Below are 16,084 nucleotides of genomic sequence, written 5' to 3'. Positions count from 1 at the left end.
ACGACATAAACCGGAATTAGTGGATGCTTTCACCGGAATCCGCATGGATTACGAGAGAAACGGGAGTCTACTCATATTTGTTCTACGAAAACAGATCTTTTTCCTAATTTAGATGAATACCAATCTTGAGGATTACCCCATTCTAATAGCGCAGGATGGTCCCCTAAAGGGGGAGCGCTGGACGCTGGATCACACCCTTGTTTTGGGGCGTGATGCATCCTGTGATCTGACTATCCCGGACCGGAAAATTTCCCGTTACCATGCTCGCCTCACACCCACCTCCGATGGCGTGTTGCTGGAGGATATGGGTAGCAAAAATGGGACTTATTGCAATGGCGAAACCGTGGATGCCCCTTTAATTTTACAAGATGGCGATTTTGTGCAAATCGCAGTTACCCAAAAATTCATGTTTCTCGTCTCAGACGCGACCATGCCCCTGACAGATAATAACACCCGCATTGGCCGCCTGATGATAGATTTACGTTCCCGCCGTGTTTTGGTAGACCAGCAGCAAGTCACACCTTCGCTTTCAGCCCAACAATTCCGTTTATTGTGGCTTCTCTACGAACAGCAGGGCGATGTCGTTCCCCGCCCGGACCTGGTGAATGCTGTTTGGGGTGAGGATGAGTCCCTCGGCGTCTCTGATCAGGCACTCGATGCCCTTATCCGCCGTCTGCGCGACAGACTGGCTTCCCACGACCCACGCCATCAATATATCGTCACCGTCAGAGGGCATGGGATCAAGTTGGATAACCCGATTGAATAGCCAAGTACAAATGATCTAAATATTATGACAAACTCATACTAAAGCTTATAAAGCAGATTGATCCCAGCCCCCCTGTAGTCCCCCCTTTCCCAGGGGGGACAGTTCTTTTAATGGGACTTTGGAGCAGCAAAGCTGCTCCAAAGTCCCGAAGAATCATTCCTCCCCCGCTCAGCATATTAATTTATTTAAAAATTTATAGGGCGGGGGAGGGTAGGGTGGGGGCAAAATGAACCAGTGTCTAAAAATCACACCTTCAATAGATTCGATACGAGGTGTGTCAAAATTCTATTTATATTACTTCTACCCCATATTTTTCTGCATCGTAAATTTCAGCACCGCGCTGTAGACTTTCTCCATCTGCTCGAACATCTCTTTCTCTTGTGGAGAGGGCTCTTTTTCCTGACCCTGCGATTGTGCCACGATTCCGCCCAGGGTTTGGAGCAACTCGTCGTTGATCTTCTCTTCGTTTTCCTTGATAACCTTTGCCAGCGCCTCGTCACCTTGCGCTGCGATCAATTTCTCAATGAACTCATAATCAGGTTGTGGTCCACTCGCCTTTTGAAGCACTTCTACCACCTGCTGTAATTTTGCCAGTAAAGCCTCATCTTTATCCTCGGTCGCCTTATGCAGCATCGATTCCAAAACCTGGATAACACCCTGATCGAAACTCTGTAAATTTGCTTCGGTTGCTCGGCCAATATCTTCCTGTTCCAAAAGGGAGTTCAGAAATCCCTGCGCCTGTTTTATGCGCTCTTCAATCTGGCGATCGATCTCGTTGACTTGATCCAGAAGGCGCTCACGCAGGTCTTCCAGTTCCTTCCGTTTTTCTTCATCTTTTTCGGCCTCAATGCGTTCTGTCAACTGCTGGAAAAAGACATAGTCCAAACCCTGGCGTGCCATTCGAACCAGGGCCTGCACACGTGATTCGTTCGGGGCATCGACGATCAGATCAAGTAAATTTTCGCGGGTCAATTCCTCGCCCAAGGCTTCAATTGATTTGGCGGCAGCATCCATTTCTTGCATCGATTCCTGGAGTTGTTTACCAAGCTCGGTTTCGTCGAGCAGGAGCTTTTCGAGCGATTGCATCTGTTCCGCTGTCTCTGCCTGTCCACTGGATGCGGCGGCCTGACGGAGTTGCCCGAAAAGACCAAAGAACTGCTCATCAAAAAGACTCTCATCCTGCTTGATGAGCTCCTTGCGGGCCTCATCATCCTTGGCAGTGAGCAATTTCTCGATCACGTTAACGCGATCCTGCTGCCCTTTGATCATTTCAGGAGTGATCCCGTCTGCGCCGAGGATGCGTTCCATCAGACTTTGATAAGTAAAAAAGGTTTGCGGGCTGAGCAAATAGCCTTTTCGATTTGCAGGGGCTAAATTATTTGTGATCTTCGTGATCAGCGGGCCAACAATCCGCTCCTGCTCGTTGACGGGCATCGCCAATTCAGGTGGAAAATAGGTAAGCAGTAAATCTTTTTCATTGTCGTGATAAACAATGGGGGTTGCCAATGGACCTTCGTACCCGCAGGTTTGGCAGCGGGCGACATTCGAAATGCCTCCGAGCAAACGTTGCTTGGCAGCGGGATCAGAGGTAACATCAAATAGTTGTTCAATATTCACTGCGATGGGTTGTTTACATTGGGGACATGCAATTTGTTGTTGGGGCATGGATATTCCTTAATATAATCTGCTGTATTTGCGAGGAAGGCTTTTGCCTGACGACGCAATCTTGTTGTAAATATGAGACTGCTTCGTCGCATACCTATGCTCCTTGCAGAATCATATTCTGTTTTTTCACAGGGCCAATTGTACTCGCTAAATTTCCTCTTTTTGTAGGAAATTTATAGATATCTTTATTTTAAAAGGCCCCGTTCCCTTCAAGGGAACGGGGCCTTTCGTTTGTAGACTGCAACGTCCCCAGGTTATTGCAAAAAAACCTGCGGGACGTTTTCTGTAACTGATTTCTAACTCCAAACTACTTCAAGTACTTCTTCAAAAATTCTCCCGTATAAGATTCCTTAACTTTGCAAATCTCCTCCGGTGTTCCAGCCGCAACCAATGTACCGCCGCGATGCCCACCCTCAGGTCCCAGATCAATGATCCAATCGGATGTTTTGACGATATCCGGATTATGTTCGATGATCAGCACTGAGTTGCCCCCGTCCACAAGGCGCTGCAGCACCTCGATCAGCTTATGGACATCGGCGGCGTGCAAACCCACCGAAGGTTCATCCAGCACATAGAGGGTCCGTCCGGTTGAGCGTTTTGAAAGTTCCTTTGACAATTTCACGCGTTGGGCTTCGCCGCCTGAAAGAGTTGGCGCAGGTTGCCCGATCCGGATATATCCCAGCCCGACCTCGCTCAATGTTTCCAGCTTTTTGACCATCTTCGGGAAAGCCTCAAAGACCTCCAGCCCTTTCTCAATGGTCAAATCGAGCACATCGGCGATGCTGTTTCCTTTGAATTTCACCTGCAGTGTCTCGCGATTGAAGCGTGAACCGTGGCAAACATCGCAGGGCACATAGACATCTGGCAAAAACTGCATCTCGATCCGTAACTGTCCCTGCCCCTGACAGGCCTCGCAGCGTCCGCCATGCACATTGAACGAGAAACGCCCGGGTTTATAACCGCGCACCTTGCTCTCTGGCAGTTGGGCAAAGAGTTTCCGCATTTCGTCAAACAGGCTGGTATAAGTCCCTGGATTTGACCGGGGCGTGCGCCCAATCGGAGACTGGTCAATATTGATGACCTTATCAAGATATTCCAGCCCTTCAATACGCTCATGTTCAGCCGGTAATGTGCGGGCACGATGTAAATTCTGTGCCAACGCCCTATACAGAATATCGACCATCAGCGTGGATTTTCCTGAGCCGGATACGCCGGTGATGCACACAAGTTTAGCAAGCGGGATGTCGACGTCAATATTTTTGAGATTATTTGCCCGGGCGCCAAAAACAGTGAGATGATTTCCGTTACCCGTCCGGCGTTTGTCCGGAACCGGAACTTGCTTCCGGCCAGAGAGATATGCTCCGGTAATTGAAGTGGGGTGCGCCAATATCGCCTCGGGAGTCCCCTCGGCAACCACCTCCCCGCCATGTTCCCCGGCAGCAGGCCCAAGGTCAATGATCCAATCGGCGGTGAGCATTGTCTCCTCATCATGTTCGACGACGAGGACTGTATTCCCCAAATCCCGCAACCCCTCCAATGTCCTCAAGAGACGGGCATTGTCGCGGGGATGCAGGCCAATCGAAGGCTCGTCCAAAACATAAAGAACGCCGACCAGCTGTGAACCAACCTGCGTTGCCAAACGGATGCGCTGTGCTTCGCCACCCGAAAGACTGCCCGCCGAACGATTGAGTGTCAGATAATCGAGGCCAACATTAACGAGGAAGCCCAGCCGGGACATGATTTCTTTAATAATGCGTTCGGCAATGATTTTTTCCCGCGCACCAAAGGGGGATTTTTTACTATTGAGCGTTTCGACCCATTGGAGGGTGTCTACGACGGGCCAGGTGGTGATCTCGATAATATTTTTTTCGCCAACGGTGACAGCGACAGCTTCAGGACGCAAACGTGCTCCGCCACAGGCTGGACATGGCTGTTGCGACATGAATTCACCGATCCGATTGCGCATATATTCTGAGTTGGTTTCGCGGTAGCGCCGTTCAAGATTGCCGACCACTCCCTCAAAGCTGCGCTGGAATGTAAATTCATTCCCTTTGGCATTCTGGTATTTCATCTCAACTTCAGCACCCTTTGTGCCGTGGAGGATGATCTCACGTTCCTTTTCATTTAGCGCGCTGACGGGTTTATCGAGATCAATTTTATAGTGTTTTGCAGCTGCTTCGAGACTCTGCCAATAGTAACCACCCTCTTCGCGAGGACCGCCCCATTCGGATGCGCCAATCGCCCCTTCGTTCAGGGATATTTCAGAATTTTGAATAAGCAGATTGGGATCGATCTCGAGTTTATGCCCCAATCCCTGGCATTCGGGGCAGGCCCCGTGGGGGGTATTGAAGGAGAAAGTGCGTGGGGCGATCTCGGCGATGCTGGTGCCGTGTTCGGGGCAGGCGAGATGTTCGGAATAATGATACTCGGTATTCGATGATTCGATATTCGTTTCTTTTGCATCCATCGTCGAATTTCGAGTACTGAGTATCGCCGTCGTTAAATACCCATCTCCAAATTTGAGCGCTGTTTCAACGGAATCTGTCAGTCGGGTACGTGACGCGAGAGCTTCTTCCTCTTCTTCATGATGCCGAATAACGAGTCGATCCACAACCGCTTCGATGGTATGAATTTTGTAGCGGTCGAGGGTGATCTCGTCATCAAGGGAGTGAACTTCCCCATCCACGCGGACACGAGCGAAACCAGCCTTGCGGATTTCCTCGAAAACGGCTTGATAGGTACCCTTGCGTCCACGCACGAGCGGAGCCAGTACGAGAATCCTGCTTTCGTCCGGGAGCGATTCAACCTTGTCAACGATCTCTTGTGCCGATTGCTTGACCACTTCCCGTCCACACTCTGGGCAGTGGGGGATGCCAACCCTCGCGAAAAGCAAGCGCAGATAATCATAAATTTCGGTTACCGTCCCCACAGTGGAGCGGGGGTTGTGGGAGGTGGATTTTTGATCAATTGAAACTGCTGGAGAGAGTCCCTCGATATATTCAACATCCGGCTTATCCATCTGTCCGATGAATTGACGCGCATAAGCTGAAAGAGACTCGACATAACGTCGTTGACCCTCAGCGAAAATTGTGTCGAAGGCGAGGGACGATTTGCCTGATCCGGATAACCCGGTGATGACAACTAATTTATCACGCGGGATCTCAACGGTGATATTTTTAAGATTGTGGACGCGGGCACCAACCACGCGAATAACATTAGAGGCCATAGAAATACCTTTGATTTGGGATGGGTGAATTATAGCACATTTGTTTCATTATTGTCTCATAAACGCAAGAAATTAAGTATACCAGCCCTGTCAAGGTTGACTTTCCTGGTAGTAATAAGGGACGGCTTTTTTCGTGTGTAATTAAAATAATGATCTGCTCTGGCTGGCTTTGTAATCCAGCGATTTTCCTGTGAAAGCAGGGATTACCAATCCCTGCAGAGCCATTGCAATGCCACTTTGATACACACCTATTTAGCCACTCCCTTAATAAAGGTAGGCAATCGCATCTAAATAAATTCATCAATAATTCGCTGTTAAAATAATAATTTCAGCCGTCGGTGCGGGATTAATCCCTGCCTCAAAATATGGGAGTCGGATCAACCCGGCTCTTTTTAGTCCGGAGGGCTTTCATACCCTGTGGGGCATTTTGATCTGAGGAAGGACTTTCGCGCCGCATCCTTTGGGGCAGTCCGTGCGGAAAAGAGAAAAAACTATGTTTTTGATTTATATGCGATTGCCCCAGTAATAGGGACTAGCTAAAAGTCGGAAGCAGAAAAAGGATATGAAGTTGCGAGAATCGTAGCGACAAAACAATCAGCATTCGCAAAAGCAATTCTTTTATTTAATATCTATCCTAAAATTCGTTATGAAAGGATGTCAGATTTGCATTGCACTTCGCAAGTGCGTACCCAAAGGGCATGCTATTGCAAGTCGGGTTTTCAATGGGTATATTTTTTTGCTCGAAGCCGATGGTCAACGCATCATCTAATAATCCGCAGATGTTTTTTCTTGGGGTTCTGAAGCTCTTTGGGTATTTCATGCCGATTAGGTATAATTGCTCCGCTCCACCCTTGACCGTAACTAACCAGTACCCTATAGTTTATTACCATAAATATATATGAAACTTAGCGAAATTTTTAGTTCCACCCTTCGAAAAGCCCCCACCGACGCAGAAAGCGCATCCTATCAGTGGATGGCACGTGGTGGTTATATCCGTGCAACCAGCGGCGGTGATTTCGTAACCCTGCCCCTCGCTCAGCGTTCGCTGAACAAGCTTAGGGCCAGACTCCGTCACGAAATGGATTCACGCGGAGGACAAGAGATCGGCCCGCATGCGAATATCCTTAGCCTGGCTGCCGGAGTAGTGCAGTCCTATCGTCAACTGCCGCGTATCCTGTACTCATACGAAGAGATCACACAGCAGGCACACCCCAGATCAGGTCTGTTTGGCGCTGCACACTCGCCGGCTCTCAAGATCCATGCCTTGACTGATTCGAAGGAAATTCAAAATAATTATCAAGTCAGTATTGAAAAACTTTTTGAAGAGTTATTAAAATTATTGGAAATTAACGCTTTGAAAACCGATCGTGGTGGCTATGCTTGCATCAATGAAAAAGGCAACACCAACTATATCCGCTGTCCGCAGTGTGGATATCTTGAATCACAAAAATATGCGCAGCGCGCAAAGAGCGCACTTTCAGCAGAAGAACCGCGCGAATTGGAAAAAGTCGCCACGCCCAACGCGCATACGATTGAAGCCTTGGCTGCGTTTTTAAATTTCCCAAAAGAGAAAACAGCCAAAGCGGTCTTTATGATCGTGGAAATTGATCATGAGGAAAAGTTGGTCTTTGCGATCTTGCGCGGCGATATGGATCTGAGCGAAGCCAAACTGGCCGCGGCTCTGAATGCGGATGCCTTGCGCCCTGCCACGGATGAGGAAATTCTTGCTGCAAATGCGGTCCCGGGATATGCTTCACCCGTTGGTGTAAAAGGTGTTCTGGTCGTAGTGGACGATTTGATTCCCGCATCGCCAAATCTGGTTGCAGGTGCGAACGAAGATGGATATCATCTTCTTAACGTCAATTATGGACGTGATTTCACAGCTGAGATTGTCACCGATCTGGCTTTGACACAGGCTGGCGACCACTGCCCCAAATGTAATACGAACCTGGCTCTGGTATCGGGAGTGGAATTGGTAGAGACTATTCCCATCAGCTCAGCAGAGCCTGCAACTTATACAGATGAGAATGGCAAGGATCAGCCTGTCTGGATGGCAAGCTGGACGCTTGATCTCGGTCGGACGCTGGCCGCCGTTGCCGAAAGCCATCATGACGAATATGGTCTGCTCTGGCCGCCGGCTGTTGCACCCTATGATATTCATCTGGTCTGGCTACCAAGCAAAAAGGTGGACACTCGTTCTGACGCCGAAGATATTTATTCAAATTTATCTACTACCGGATTCACCGTATTATTTGATGATCGCGATGAGCGCGCTGGGGTAAAATTCAACGATGCCGATCTGATCGGCTGTCCCGTTAGGATCACGGTTGGTGAGCGTACCCTGGAAGAAGGTTCTGTTGAGATCAAGTTTCGTTCTAAAAAAGAGAAAGAGTTGATCGAGATTGATGAAATTGCAAATTATGTATTGGAAAATCTGTAGTAAAAGTTGAGAAGTGAAAAGTGAAATTCACTCTTCACTCGTCAAGGTCCAAAAACCCTAATCATAAAAAATACCCCCTAATCCCTATGCCAAAACTCCCCATCCCCATGTCCTCCCCGGATCTGACCGATACAGAACGTCAGGCCGTTGCCAATGTGCTTGAGACACCCATTCTTAGCATGGGCCAATATGTAAAGGATTTCGAGCAAGCCTTCTGTGACCGAACCGGTGCAAAGCACGCCATTGCGGTTAATTCCGGTACAGCGGCGCTGCATCTTTGTGTTCGTGCTGCCGGGATCGGCGATGGTGATCTTGTCATTACGACACCCTTCTCTTTTGTCGCCTCTTCGAATGTGATGCTCTTTGAGAATGCGACCCCCGTTTTTGTGGATATTGATCCGCGCACCGGGAATATTGACCCTGAATTGGTCAAAGATGCAGTCGGGAATATCGGTAGATATCTCCCTCGCAAGGGCGCCAACCGCGATGCAAAGATCAAAGCCATTCTCCCGGTAGATGTTTTTGGTCAGCCTGCTGATATGGATCCGATCAAGGAAATTGCGAGGGAAAATGATCTCGTTGTGATCGAAGATTCATGCGAGGCCCTTGGCGCAGAATATAAGGGGCAACCGGCCGGAATGCTCGGGGATTTTGGCGTTTTTGCCTTTTATCCCAATAAGCAGATAACCACTGGCGAAGGCGGTCTGATCATCACAGATCATGAAGAAAACGCCGATTATATGCGTGCCCTCCGCAATCAGGGCCGTGCTCCCGGTGATACCTGGCTCACCCATACCCATCTTGGTTACAACTACAGACTCGACGAGATGTCGGCTGCGCTGGGCGTGGTGCAAATGTCTCGGTTGGATGAATTGCTTGATAAACGGGAGCAGGTTGCGGGCTGGTACGAGGCCCGCCTGAGTGAAATCCAGGATGTAGAGATTCAGTTCATCGAGAAATTTACCACGCGCATGTCGTGGTTTGTCTACGTTGTCCGATTTGATGCAACCATCGACCGGGATGCCCTTGCCCAAAAACTGATCGCGCGCGGTGTTCCCGTGCGCCCCTATTTTGCCCCCATCCATTTGCAACCCTATATGGTATCAAAATTTGGCTATCAACCTGGTGATTTTCCCATTACTGAAGATCTGGGGAATCGTGGTCTGGCGCTCCCATTTTCAGGCGTGATGAGCGAAGCGCTGGTTGAACAGGTTTCGCAAACCATAGCTGAGGCATTGCTGGAGAAATGACCGAGGGCATTTTTTATCCGCCGCGCCAACGTGGCATGGTAGTTCTTGGCATTTTGTTAACTTTGCTGGCAGGCATATTTGCCTGGGGCTCCTGGAATGCATCCCAGGCTGAAGTGGGGCCAGTCTTTATGATTCAAATCTTACTCACGCTGGCAGTTGCTCTCCCTCTACCTCTAATCGCTTATCGTACCTACGCTCTCATACGTGCCAATTATCATCTTGGACGCGACAAACTGATATTTAGCTGGGGCCTGCGCATCGAGGAAATCCCGCTGACCGATATTGAATGGGTGCGTCCCGCCACCGATTTGACGGTTCCACTCCGACTGCCACGTTTTCGTTTGCCGGGATCGATCCTGGGTCTGAGGCGTCATCCCGATCTGGGGACGGTTGAGTTTTTAGCATCAGATGTGGAAACCCTGCTCCTAGTGGCAACCGCAAAACGTGTTTTTGCCATTTCACCCGCAGATCCTCGCCGCTTCGCCCGTGATTTTCAACTTGCCACCGAATTGGGGAGTTTAGCCTCAACCCCGGCAATTTCAACCTACCCTTCCTTTATCGTCGTTGAGGCCTGGAATAGCCTGCTGGCTCGTTACCTCTGGTTGAGCGGTCTTTTGCTTAATATTGGACTCCTCGCCTGGACAAGTATTCTCATCCCTGGTTTGGAGAGCATCACCCTTGGCTTCAATGCAACCGGCGTACCCCATGCACCTTTCCCCCCCGTACAATTAATGCTTTTACCCTTTATCAGTTTTGCCCTCTTCGTGGTCGGCTGGATTGCAGGCTTATATTTCTATCGCTGGGAGGAACAACAGATTTTAGCCTTTATCATCTGGGCCTCCGGAACGCTGACCGGAATCCTGTTTCTCGTCGCAGTACTTTTTGCGATTACACCGCCTACATAACCCTCAATATTCATAAATCTAATATGCCCAAATTATTTCTCGGATTCATCTTCGCCCTGATCATCTCCATTCTCGCCTATAAAGCCAAAAGCCTGGACAAAAGCGGGGCCATCGCTGCCACCCTTGAAGGCACGCTAATCTTCGGTCTCGGTGGCTGGGAGTGGGCAATTTTGCTGTTAACCTTTTTTATTTCTTCCAGCGCGCTTTCCAAGATGTTCAAAAAGCGCAAAGCCCATTTACAGGAAAAATTTGATAAAGGCAGTCGTCGCGACGCGATGCAAGTGTTCGGAAATGGGGGGCTTGCTGCTCTTTTCGCTGCGCTGCATTTCTTTTATAGCGATGCACTCTGGCCCTGGCTGGGATTCGCTGCAGCGTTAGCTGCTGTTAATGCCGATACATGGGCAACCGAATTGGGCGTGCTTGCAAAATCCCAGCCAAGGTTGATTAGCAACCTGAGGCAGAAGGTGGAAAAAGGGACCTCGGGTGGCGTCTCTGTGACAGGCACCTTGGCCTCTTTAGCTGGGGCAGCTTTGATCGGTATCCTCGCGGGATTATTTTCCTCATCTGGAAGTATTTTTCCTATCTTTATGCTGATTACCTTAGCCGGGTTACTCGGCGCCCTCTTCGATTCACTTCTCGGTGCGACCATACAGGCAATATACTACTGTCCTATTTGCGAGAAGGAAACCGAACGCCATCCCCTGCATCTCTGCGGCTCAGAGACGCGTTATTTCCGGGGTTGGAAATGGCTGACGAATGATTGGGTTAATTTTGCCTGCGCCGGCTTTGGGGTATTGGTCGCTTTCACTTCCTTGCTTCTTTAATCACAAAATCTACCATTCGGGCGGGGATATCAACACCAGTTGTCTCGATACTATTTCTGAATTCCATCGTATGATTTACTTCGTTGACAGTAAATCCTTCTTTTGCTTCAAAAAGGTCGATCGCTAATAAGCCTCCGCCCATCGCGCGTGCTGTTTGACGGCAAATTTCATCAAGTTCAGGCGTCAGTGGACAATTGGTAGCAACCCCACCCCGTGCAGTGTTCGTGATCCAATTCTCAGATGAGCGGTAGATCGCTGCAATTGGCTCCTCTCCAATTACAAAGGCGCGGATATCACGTCCAGGTTTGTTGATATATTCCTGGACATAAAAAACCTTGTGACTGACACCAAGCGAGGCTTTATGTTCGATGACCGCTTCTGCCATCTCGTGGCTTTCCACGCGAGCCAGCAGACGTCCCCATGAGCCGACAACGGGCTTTAATACGCAAGGATAGCCCATTGCATCTGTCGCTGACAACGCAGCATCTAAGTCGAAAGCCATCAGCACACGAGGCGTGGGGATATTTTTTTGCTCCAGAATTTGGCTGGTGATATATTTATCGCCGCATTTTTCAGCGACAGCCGAGGGATTAAGAACGGGAATTCCATGCGACTCGAAGATACGCGAGACATAGAGGCCGCGTGAGTTGGAGATAGAGCGTTCGAGAACCACATCAACATCTGCGGGGAGTTTTGAAATATCAAAGTATTGCTTCCCATCGTTGATGCGGACAACCTCGATTTCAGGGCGTGCTTCAAATTCTTTAAGGAGTAACTTTTCTTCTACACGTAGACGAGAGTAAAGAAACCCAACACGAATCATAATAACTCCTTTTGAAAAACAAAAAACACGCTCTCCGATGTCGGAGAGCGTGTTTGGTTACAGATCAATACGTGCTAATGCACGCTTTTTTATGAAATCTACTTTAACCAGACACTGCCCACAAATCCAATCACCGAAGGTGCAGATGCGGGCCGGGGTTTAACCTTAGCCTGAAAGGGAAAAATACCATAAGTTGAAATCATATTGGGCGACATTCTACCACTATAACGTGATTAGTCAAGAAAAACGGCAATATTATGTAGGGCAATCGCATCTAATTATTGTCCCTGTAGAACTTTGAGCAGATATTCGTTATTCCATGCTGCTTGTAGTTGCTTTGCCCGTACACCACCTTCGGCTGATTTCTCCTGCTTGAGTAAATTGAGTGCAATATGCCTGAGCACAGCAAAGTTTTCAGCGGCATGACCATTGCGAACACGACTATGGTCTTCTTTTAGCGCAACATCCAAAACCCAGTGGAGTTCATTTTCGATGCTCCAATGCCGTCGAGCAACCTTTAATAGATGTTTAGCGTTGCTTGGCAAGCTAGAGATGTAATATCTGGTTTTGACAGTGGTCTTTTTAGTGGTTATTCTCGTTGACCTAACCATAACTATACTTTTCAAGCCCTTCCACTTGGCAGTGCTTTTCAGACTTTGAACGTACTCCGGTTCTGAAATACTCCAGCATTCTCGAATTTCTATGCGTCCATGCCCTTTGTCGGTTGTTTCTGCATGGTCATAAGCAACATCTTTGAAACCGTTTTTCTGGTCATACTCAAAAAGCCAGGCAATCTCTTGACGAAGTGTCTTTTGGTTATCTTTCACACTCAACAGATAGTCTGCTCCAGCATCTATGATCGCTTTTGCAATTTTCGTTTGTGTGCCAATAGCATCTATCGTAACGATACAGCCTTCTAAAGATAGGAGTTTGAGTAATTCAGGAATCGCAGTAATTTCATTGCTTTTATCATCAACTTTGCGTTGTCCTAAAACAAGCTCATTCGCTTCTGCCCAGGCACTAACCATATAAATTGCCTTTTTACCAAGATAATGATCATGAGAACCACGCAATTGTTTTCCATCAATAGCAACAACTTCCCCCTTGGTGAGTTTCTGAATACTCTCTACCCAACTATGAAAACCCTCTTGGAACTCTTTAGGGTCTAACAATGAAAATACCCGACCAAAAGTATCGTGCGATGGAATGCCGTTCGGCAATTCTAAAAAGGTCTTTAGCCAATCTATCTTGCTTTTCCCATAGTTTTCTATGTCCACCCAGCCTTCTGCGCCACTGATGATTGCGCAAATCGCTATTGAGATAATAGATAGCAGTTTATGGTCTTTGGTACGGTCTATCCGTGGGTCTCTAACTCCTGAAAAATGTTCTTCCAGCTTGTTTAGTGGTGTGTTCTTCATCTCTGTTATCCTCCGATAATGAGGATAACAGAACCCAACAACTAATTTAGATGCGATTGCCCTACAATATTATGGGCTTATAGACCTTGACTTTATGTAATAGAATTCATACGAAGAACGCTTGTCGAGCAAAATTATTCAGGTACAATAATATTATGAATATTCCTCATGGTCCACTCCTGGTTGTAGAAGATGTGCCTAATATCCTTGAACTGCTTACTGTCACCCTGCGTTTTAAGGGATATCCTGTCATCACGGCAGTAAATGGAGAAGAAGCACTTGAAGTGATCGCCAAAGAGCGCCCAGCATTGATCATTACGGATATTCTCATGCCGAAACTGGATGGCTATGCCTTTGTCCAGAAATTACGTACTGATATCAAGACGCATGATATCCCGATTATATTTCTGTCGGCCACATACGTTACTGAAGAAGACAAATCCTTTGCGCTTAGTCTTGGTGCATCGCGTTTTATCGAAAAACCGATTGATACCGAAGATTTTCTCCTTACGATTGCTGAGTTACTAACGCAAGGTCCTGCCACCGTCCCGCAGCCCCTTGAGGATGACAAGTTTTACTCAGGCTATCAAGATAGACTTGAAAATAAATTACGTCATAAAAATACTCAAATTACTAGAACCGAGCGCTTGCTCAAGACCTTGCCAGAAGATCAAATCCCTGCATTTGAGCAAATTCTTGAGCAAGCCAACCGCGACAGATCTGAAATTCGTGCTGAATTAAAGGAAATCGAGATCATTCTCAAGAATTTTCCCGACAAAACAAATTAATGACCTCCCCAACACTGGCTGGAATTGAAAAGCTGGCACGAAATGCCGGCGCAATTTTGCATACTGGCTATAATAAAAACCATCAAATAGACTATAAAGGAGCAATAGATCTCGTAACCGAGGTTGATCGTCAATCTGAGGAATACCTCATTCAGGCGATTTTGAAAGAATTTCCGGACCACTATATTCTTGCCGAAGAAAGCGGTATTGTGGACGGCAACGACGAGCATATTTGGTATCTTGACCCACTGGATGGGACGGTTAATTACGCACATCATATCCCCATTTTCTGCGTTTCAATTGCTTATGCTCACAAGCGGACGATGAAATTTGCTGCCGTTTACGACCCAATGCGTGACGAAATGTTTACTGCCGAACGTGATCGGGGTGCGTGGTTGAACGGGGAGGGGTTGCAAATCTCAGGCACGAGTGAACTCGAACGAAGCCTGCTTGTCACCGGTTTTCCCTACGATATGTGGGATACTCCCAACGACAACCTGGCTGAATTTGGTCGCTTTACCAAGCTGACACAAGGTGTCCGTCGCCTTGGCTCTGCGGCCCTTGATTTATGTTATGTGGGCACTGGTCGATTTGATGGTTATTGGGAGCGTTCTCTCAAAGCTTGGGATGCTGCAGCAGGTGGTCTTGTTGCTGAAGAAGCAGGTGCCAAAGTCACCAACCTGGATGGTGGCCCCAGCTATATTTCCTCGCCACAATCGATTATCGCAGCCCCACCGATATTGCATGAAAAGATGATGGCAGTGATAAACAAGGTCTGACTATTGTCAAATACACGAGCATTGCAGCTGCAAGTAAAATCCTGATATAGCGTGTACAATATAGGGGTGAAGGATATGAGCCTATCTGCTGAAATCCCTATTAGCCGCACAAAAATAATTGTGCCAGAACGACGCTCCGATTTTCTCTCTCGGAAGCGTCTGTTGGCATTAATGTACCAACTGGTTGATAAAAAACTAACGCTCATTTCAGCCCCAGCAGGATATGGGAAAACTTCGGCTTTGATTGATTTTGCCCATCAAAGTGATTTACCAGTCTGTTGGCTTTCGCTGGATACTCTTGATAAGGATCCACAACGATTTATCGGGTACTTTATCGCGGCGCTTTCACAGTGTTTTCCAAGTTTTGGCGGACAGGCGGAATCTCTACTTACCAAGATAACATCATTCGAACCGGAGCAGATGGAAGGCCTTGTTGTTACACTGGTCAACGATCTATACGAACATGCTCGTGAGCACCTTGTCGTAATCCTGGATGATTATCATCTTGTCGATTATGTTGAAGAGATACAGCACTTTATTAATCGCTTTGTTCAACTTGTTGATGAAAATTGTCATTTGATCATTTCATCTCGCGCGCTGATAGCGATTCCAGATCTGCCTCTTATGGTTGCGCGTCAACAGGTAGATGGCTTGAGTAATCAGGAGCTTGCCTTTCAAGCAGATGAAATTCAGGCACTTTTTGAGAAAAACTATCAGACGAGCCTCTCAAAAAGCGCTGCCCAAGCCTTAGAGAAAGAGAGTGAGGGCTGGATCACCGGGTTGCAGCTCTCCAGTATGGCTACCCAGCAAGGGGAGACTGATCTTCCTAGAATTAATCGCACAACAGGAGTAGGTTTATTTGAATATTTTGGTCATCAGATTCTGGAACAACAACCTAAAGAAATGCGTGACTTTCTATTGCGCAGTTCCCTTATGGGGGATTTTGATGCTGAATTTTGTGAGGTTGTTCTCTCCAGCTTCACACCAGAACCTCGAGATTATTCTGAACTGATCCATACAATTTTCCAAAATAATCTTTTTGCTCTTCCTGTTGGTACAGGTGGAAAATGGATTCGATACCATCATCTCTTCCAGGACTTCTTGCAAACGATCTTGAACGAGGAAGAGCCAAAACTGGTTGAGGCATTATATTATCGAATGGCTGAGGTCCATGCAGAACGAGGTCAGTGGGAAAAAGCC

Annotated in this window: 12 protein-coding genes; 8 read left to right on the top strand and 4 right to left on the bottom strand. The window is 47.7% G+C overall.

The window, feature by feature from the left end:
• The first annotated feature begins 112 nt into the window (after window positions 1–112).
• Window positions 113–766 (top strand): FHA domain-containing protein, encoded by a 654-nt coding sequence (locus tag AC3DOM_RS07825; protein ID WP_487918481.1) that lies wholly within the window; start codon window positions 113–115, stop codon window positions 764–766.
• A gap of 300 nt (window positions 767–1,066) precedes the next feature.
• Here the strand turns inward: AC3DOM_RS07825 and AC3DOM_RS07820 are convergent, their stop codons facing one another.
• On the bottom strand, window positions 1,067–2,431 hold the full coding sequence (locus AC3DOM_RS07820) for a CpXC domain-containing protein (protein ID WP_487918480.1): 1,365 nt from the start codon (window positions 2,429–2,431) through the stop codon (window positions 1,067–1,069).
• Between the two features lie 307 nt (window positions 2,432–2,738).
• Window positions 2,739–5,657 (bottom strand): excinuclease ABC subunit UvrA, encoded by a 2,919-nt coding sequence (gene uvrA, locus AC3DOM_RS07815; RefSeq protein WP_487918479.1) that lies wholly within the window; start codon window positions 5,655–5,657, stop codon window positions 2,739–2,741.
• Between the two features lie 898 nt (window positions 5,658–6,555).
• On the opposite strand from uvrA, the gene AC3DOM_RS07810 reads away from it, so the two are divergent.
• From AC3DOM_RS07810 to AC3DOM_RS07795, 4 genes are all read left to right on the top strand, one after another.
• A complete protein-coding gene (locus AC3DOM_RS07810) occupies window positions 6,556–8,097 on the top strand; it encodes a proline--tRNA ligase (RefSeq protein WP_487918478.1) in 1,542 nt (513 codons plus the stop codon).
• Window positions 8,098–8,183: 86 nt separating this feature from the next.
• Entirely contained in the window at window positions 8,184–9,347 is a 1,164-nt protein-coding gene (locus AC3DOM_RS07805) for a DegT/DnrJ/EryC1/StrS family aminotransferase (RefSeq protein ID WP_487918477.1), read from the top strand.
• Window positions 9,344–10,252 carry a PH domain-containing protein gene (locus AC3DOM_RS07800; RefSeq protein ID WP_487918476.1) on the top strand — a complete coding sequence of 303 codons (909 nt, stop codon included), beginning with the start codon at window positions 9,344–9,346 and terminating at the stop codon, window positions 10,250–10,252. Before AC3DOM_RS07805 ends, AC3DOM_RS07800 begins: the two co-directional genes overlap by 4 nt.
• A 23-nt stretch (window positions 10,253–10,275) precedes the next feature.
• Entirely contained in the window at window positions 10,276–11,076 is an 801-nt protein-coding gene (locus tag AC3DOM_RS07795) for a DUF92 domain-containing protein (protein ID WP_487918475.1), read from the top strand.
• Here AC3DOM_RS07795 and lysX read toward each other — a convergent pair.
• Both lysX and AC3DOM_RS07785 read right to left on the bottom strand, forming a co-directional pair.
• The gene (gene lysX / locus AC3DOM_RS07790) at window positions 11,057–11,899 is read right to left on the bottom strand and encodes a lysine biosynthesis protein LysX (RefSeq protein ID WP_487918474.1); all 843 of its coding nucleotides are present in this window, start codon (window positions 11,897–11,899) and stop codon (window positions 11,057–11,059) included. The two genes, AC3DOM_RS07795 and lysX, sit on opposite strands and share 20 nt — an antisense overlap.
• Window positions 11,900–12,177: 278 nt before the next feature.
• Entirely contained in the window at window positions 12,178–13,317 is a 1,140-nt protein-coding gene (locus AC3DOM_RS07785) for an ISAs1 family transposase (protein ID WP_487918473.1), read from the bottom strand.
• A gap of 155 nt (window positions 13,318–13,472) precedes the next feature.
• Between AC3DOM_RS07785 and AC3DOM_RS07780 the strand changes: the two genes are divergently transcribed.
• The 3 genes from AC3DOM_RS07780 to AC3DOM_RS07770 all read left to right on the top strand — a co-directional run.
• Window positions 13,473–14,105, top strand: coding sequence for a response regulator (locus AC3DOM_RS07780; RefSeq protein ID WP_487918472.1), 633 nt, complete (start codon window positions 13,473–13,475; stop codon window positions 14,103–14,105).
• On the top strand, window positions 14,105–14,884 hold the full coding sequence (locus AC3DOM_RS07775; protein ID WP_487918471.1) for an inositol monophosphatase family protein: 780 nt from the start codon (window positions 14,105–14,107) through the stop codon (window positions 14,882–14,884). Before AC3DOM_RS07780 ends, AC3DOM_RS07775 begins: the two co-directional genes overlap by 1 nt.
• Before the next feature lie 75 nt (window positions 14,885–14,959).
• Window positions 14,960–16,084 (top strand): winged helix-turn-helix domain-containing protein (locus AC3DOM_RS07770; RefSeq protein WP_487918470.1); only part of this gene is annotated, 1,125 nt, incomplete at its 3' end.

Source organism: Candidatus Desulfolinea nitratireducens (assembly GCF_982879505.1).
The sequence above is the reverse complement of the archived record's forward strand: the minus strand, read 5'-3'. Positions and strand labels throughout refer to the sequence as shown.

Coding starts and splice junctions, on each gene's coding strand:
- AC3DOM_RS07810 (WP_487918478.1), top strand. CDS start 6,556: ATGAAACTTAGCGAAATTTTTAGTTCCACCCTTCGAAAAGCCCCCACC.
- uvrA (WP_487918479.1), bottom strand. CDS start 5,657: ATGGCCTCTAATGTTATTCGCGTGGTTGGTGCCCGCGTCCACAATCTT.
- AC3DOM_RS07795 (WP_487918475.1), top strand. CDS start 10,276: ATGCCCAAATTATTTCTCGGATTCATCTTCGCCCTGATCATCTCCATT.
- lysX (WP_487918474.1), bottom strand. CDS start 11,899: ATGATTCGTGTTGGGTTTCTTTACTCTCGTCTACGTGTAGAAGAAAAG.
- AC3DOM_RS07825 (WP_487918481.1), top strand. CDS start 113: ATGAATACCAATCTTGAGGATTACCCCATTCTAATAGCGCAGGATGGT.
- AC3DOM_RS07775 (WP_487918471.1), top strand. CDS start 14,105: ATGACCTCCCCAACACTGGCTGGAATTGAAAAGCTGGCACGAAATGCC.
- AC3DOM_RS07820 (WP_487918480.1), bottom strand. CDS start 2,431: ATGCCCCAACAACAAATTGCATGTCCCCAATGTAAACAACCCATCGCA.
- AC3DOM_RS07785 (WP_487918473.1), bottom strand. CDS start 13,317: ATGAAGAACACACCACTAAACAAGCTGGAAGAACATTTTTCAGGAGTT.
- AC3DOM_RS07805 (WP_487918477.1), top strand. CDS start 8,184: ATGCCAAAACTCCCCATCCCCATGTCCTCCCCGGATCTGACCGATACA.
- AC3DOM_RS07800 (WP_487918476.1), top strand. CDS start 9,344: ATGACCGAGGGCATTTTTTATCCGCCGCGCCAACGTGGCATGGTAGTT.
- AC3DOM_RS07780 (WP_487918472.1), top strand. CDS start 13,473: ATGAATATTCCTCATGGTCCACTCCTGGTTGTAGAAGATGTGCCTAAT.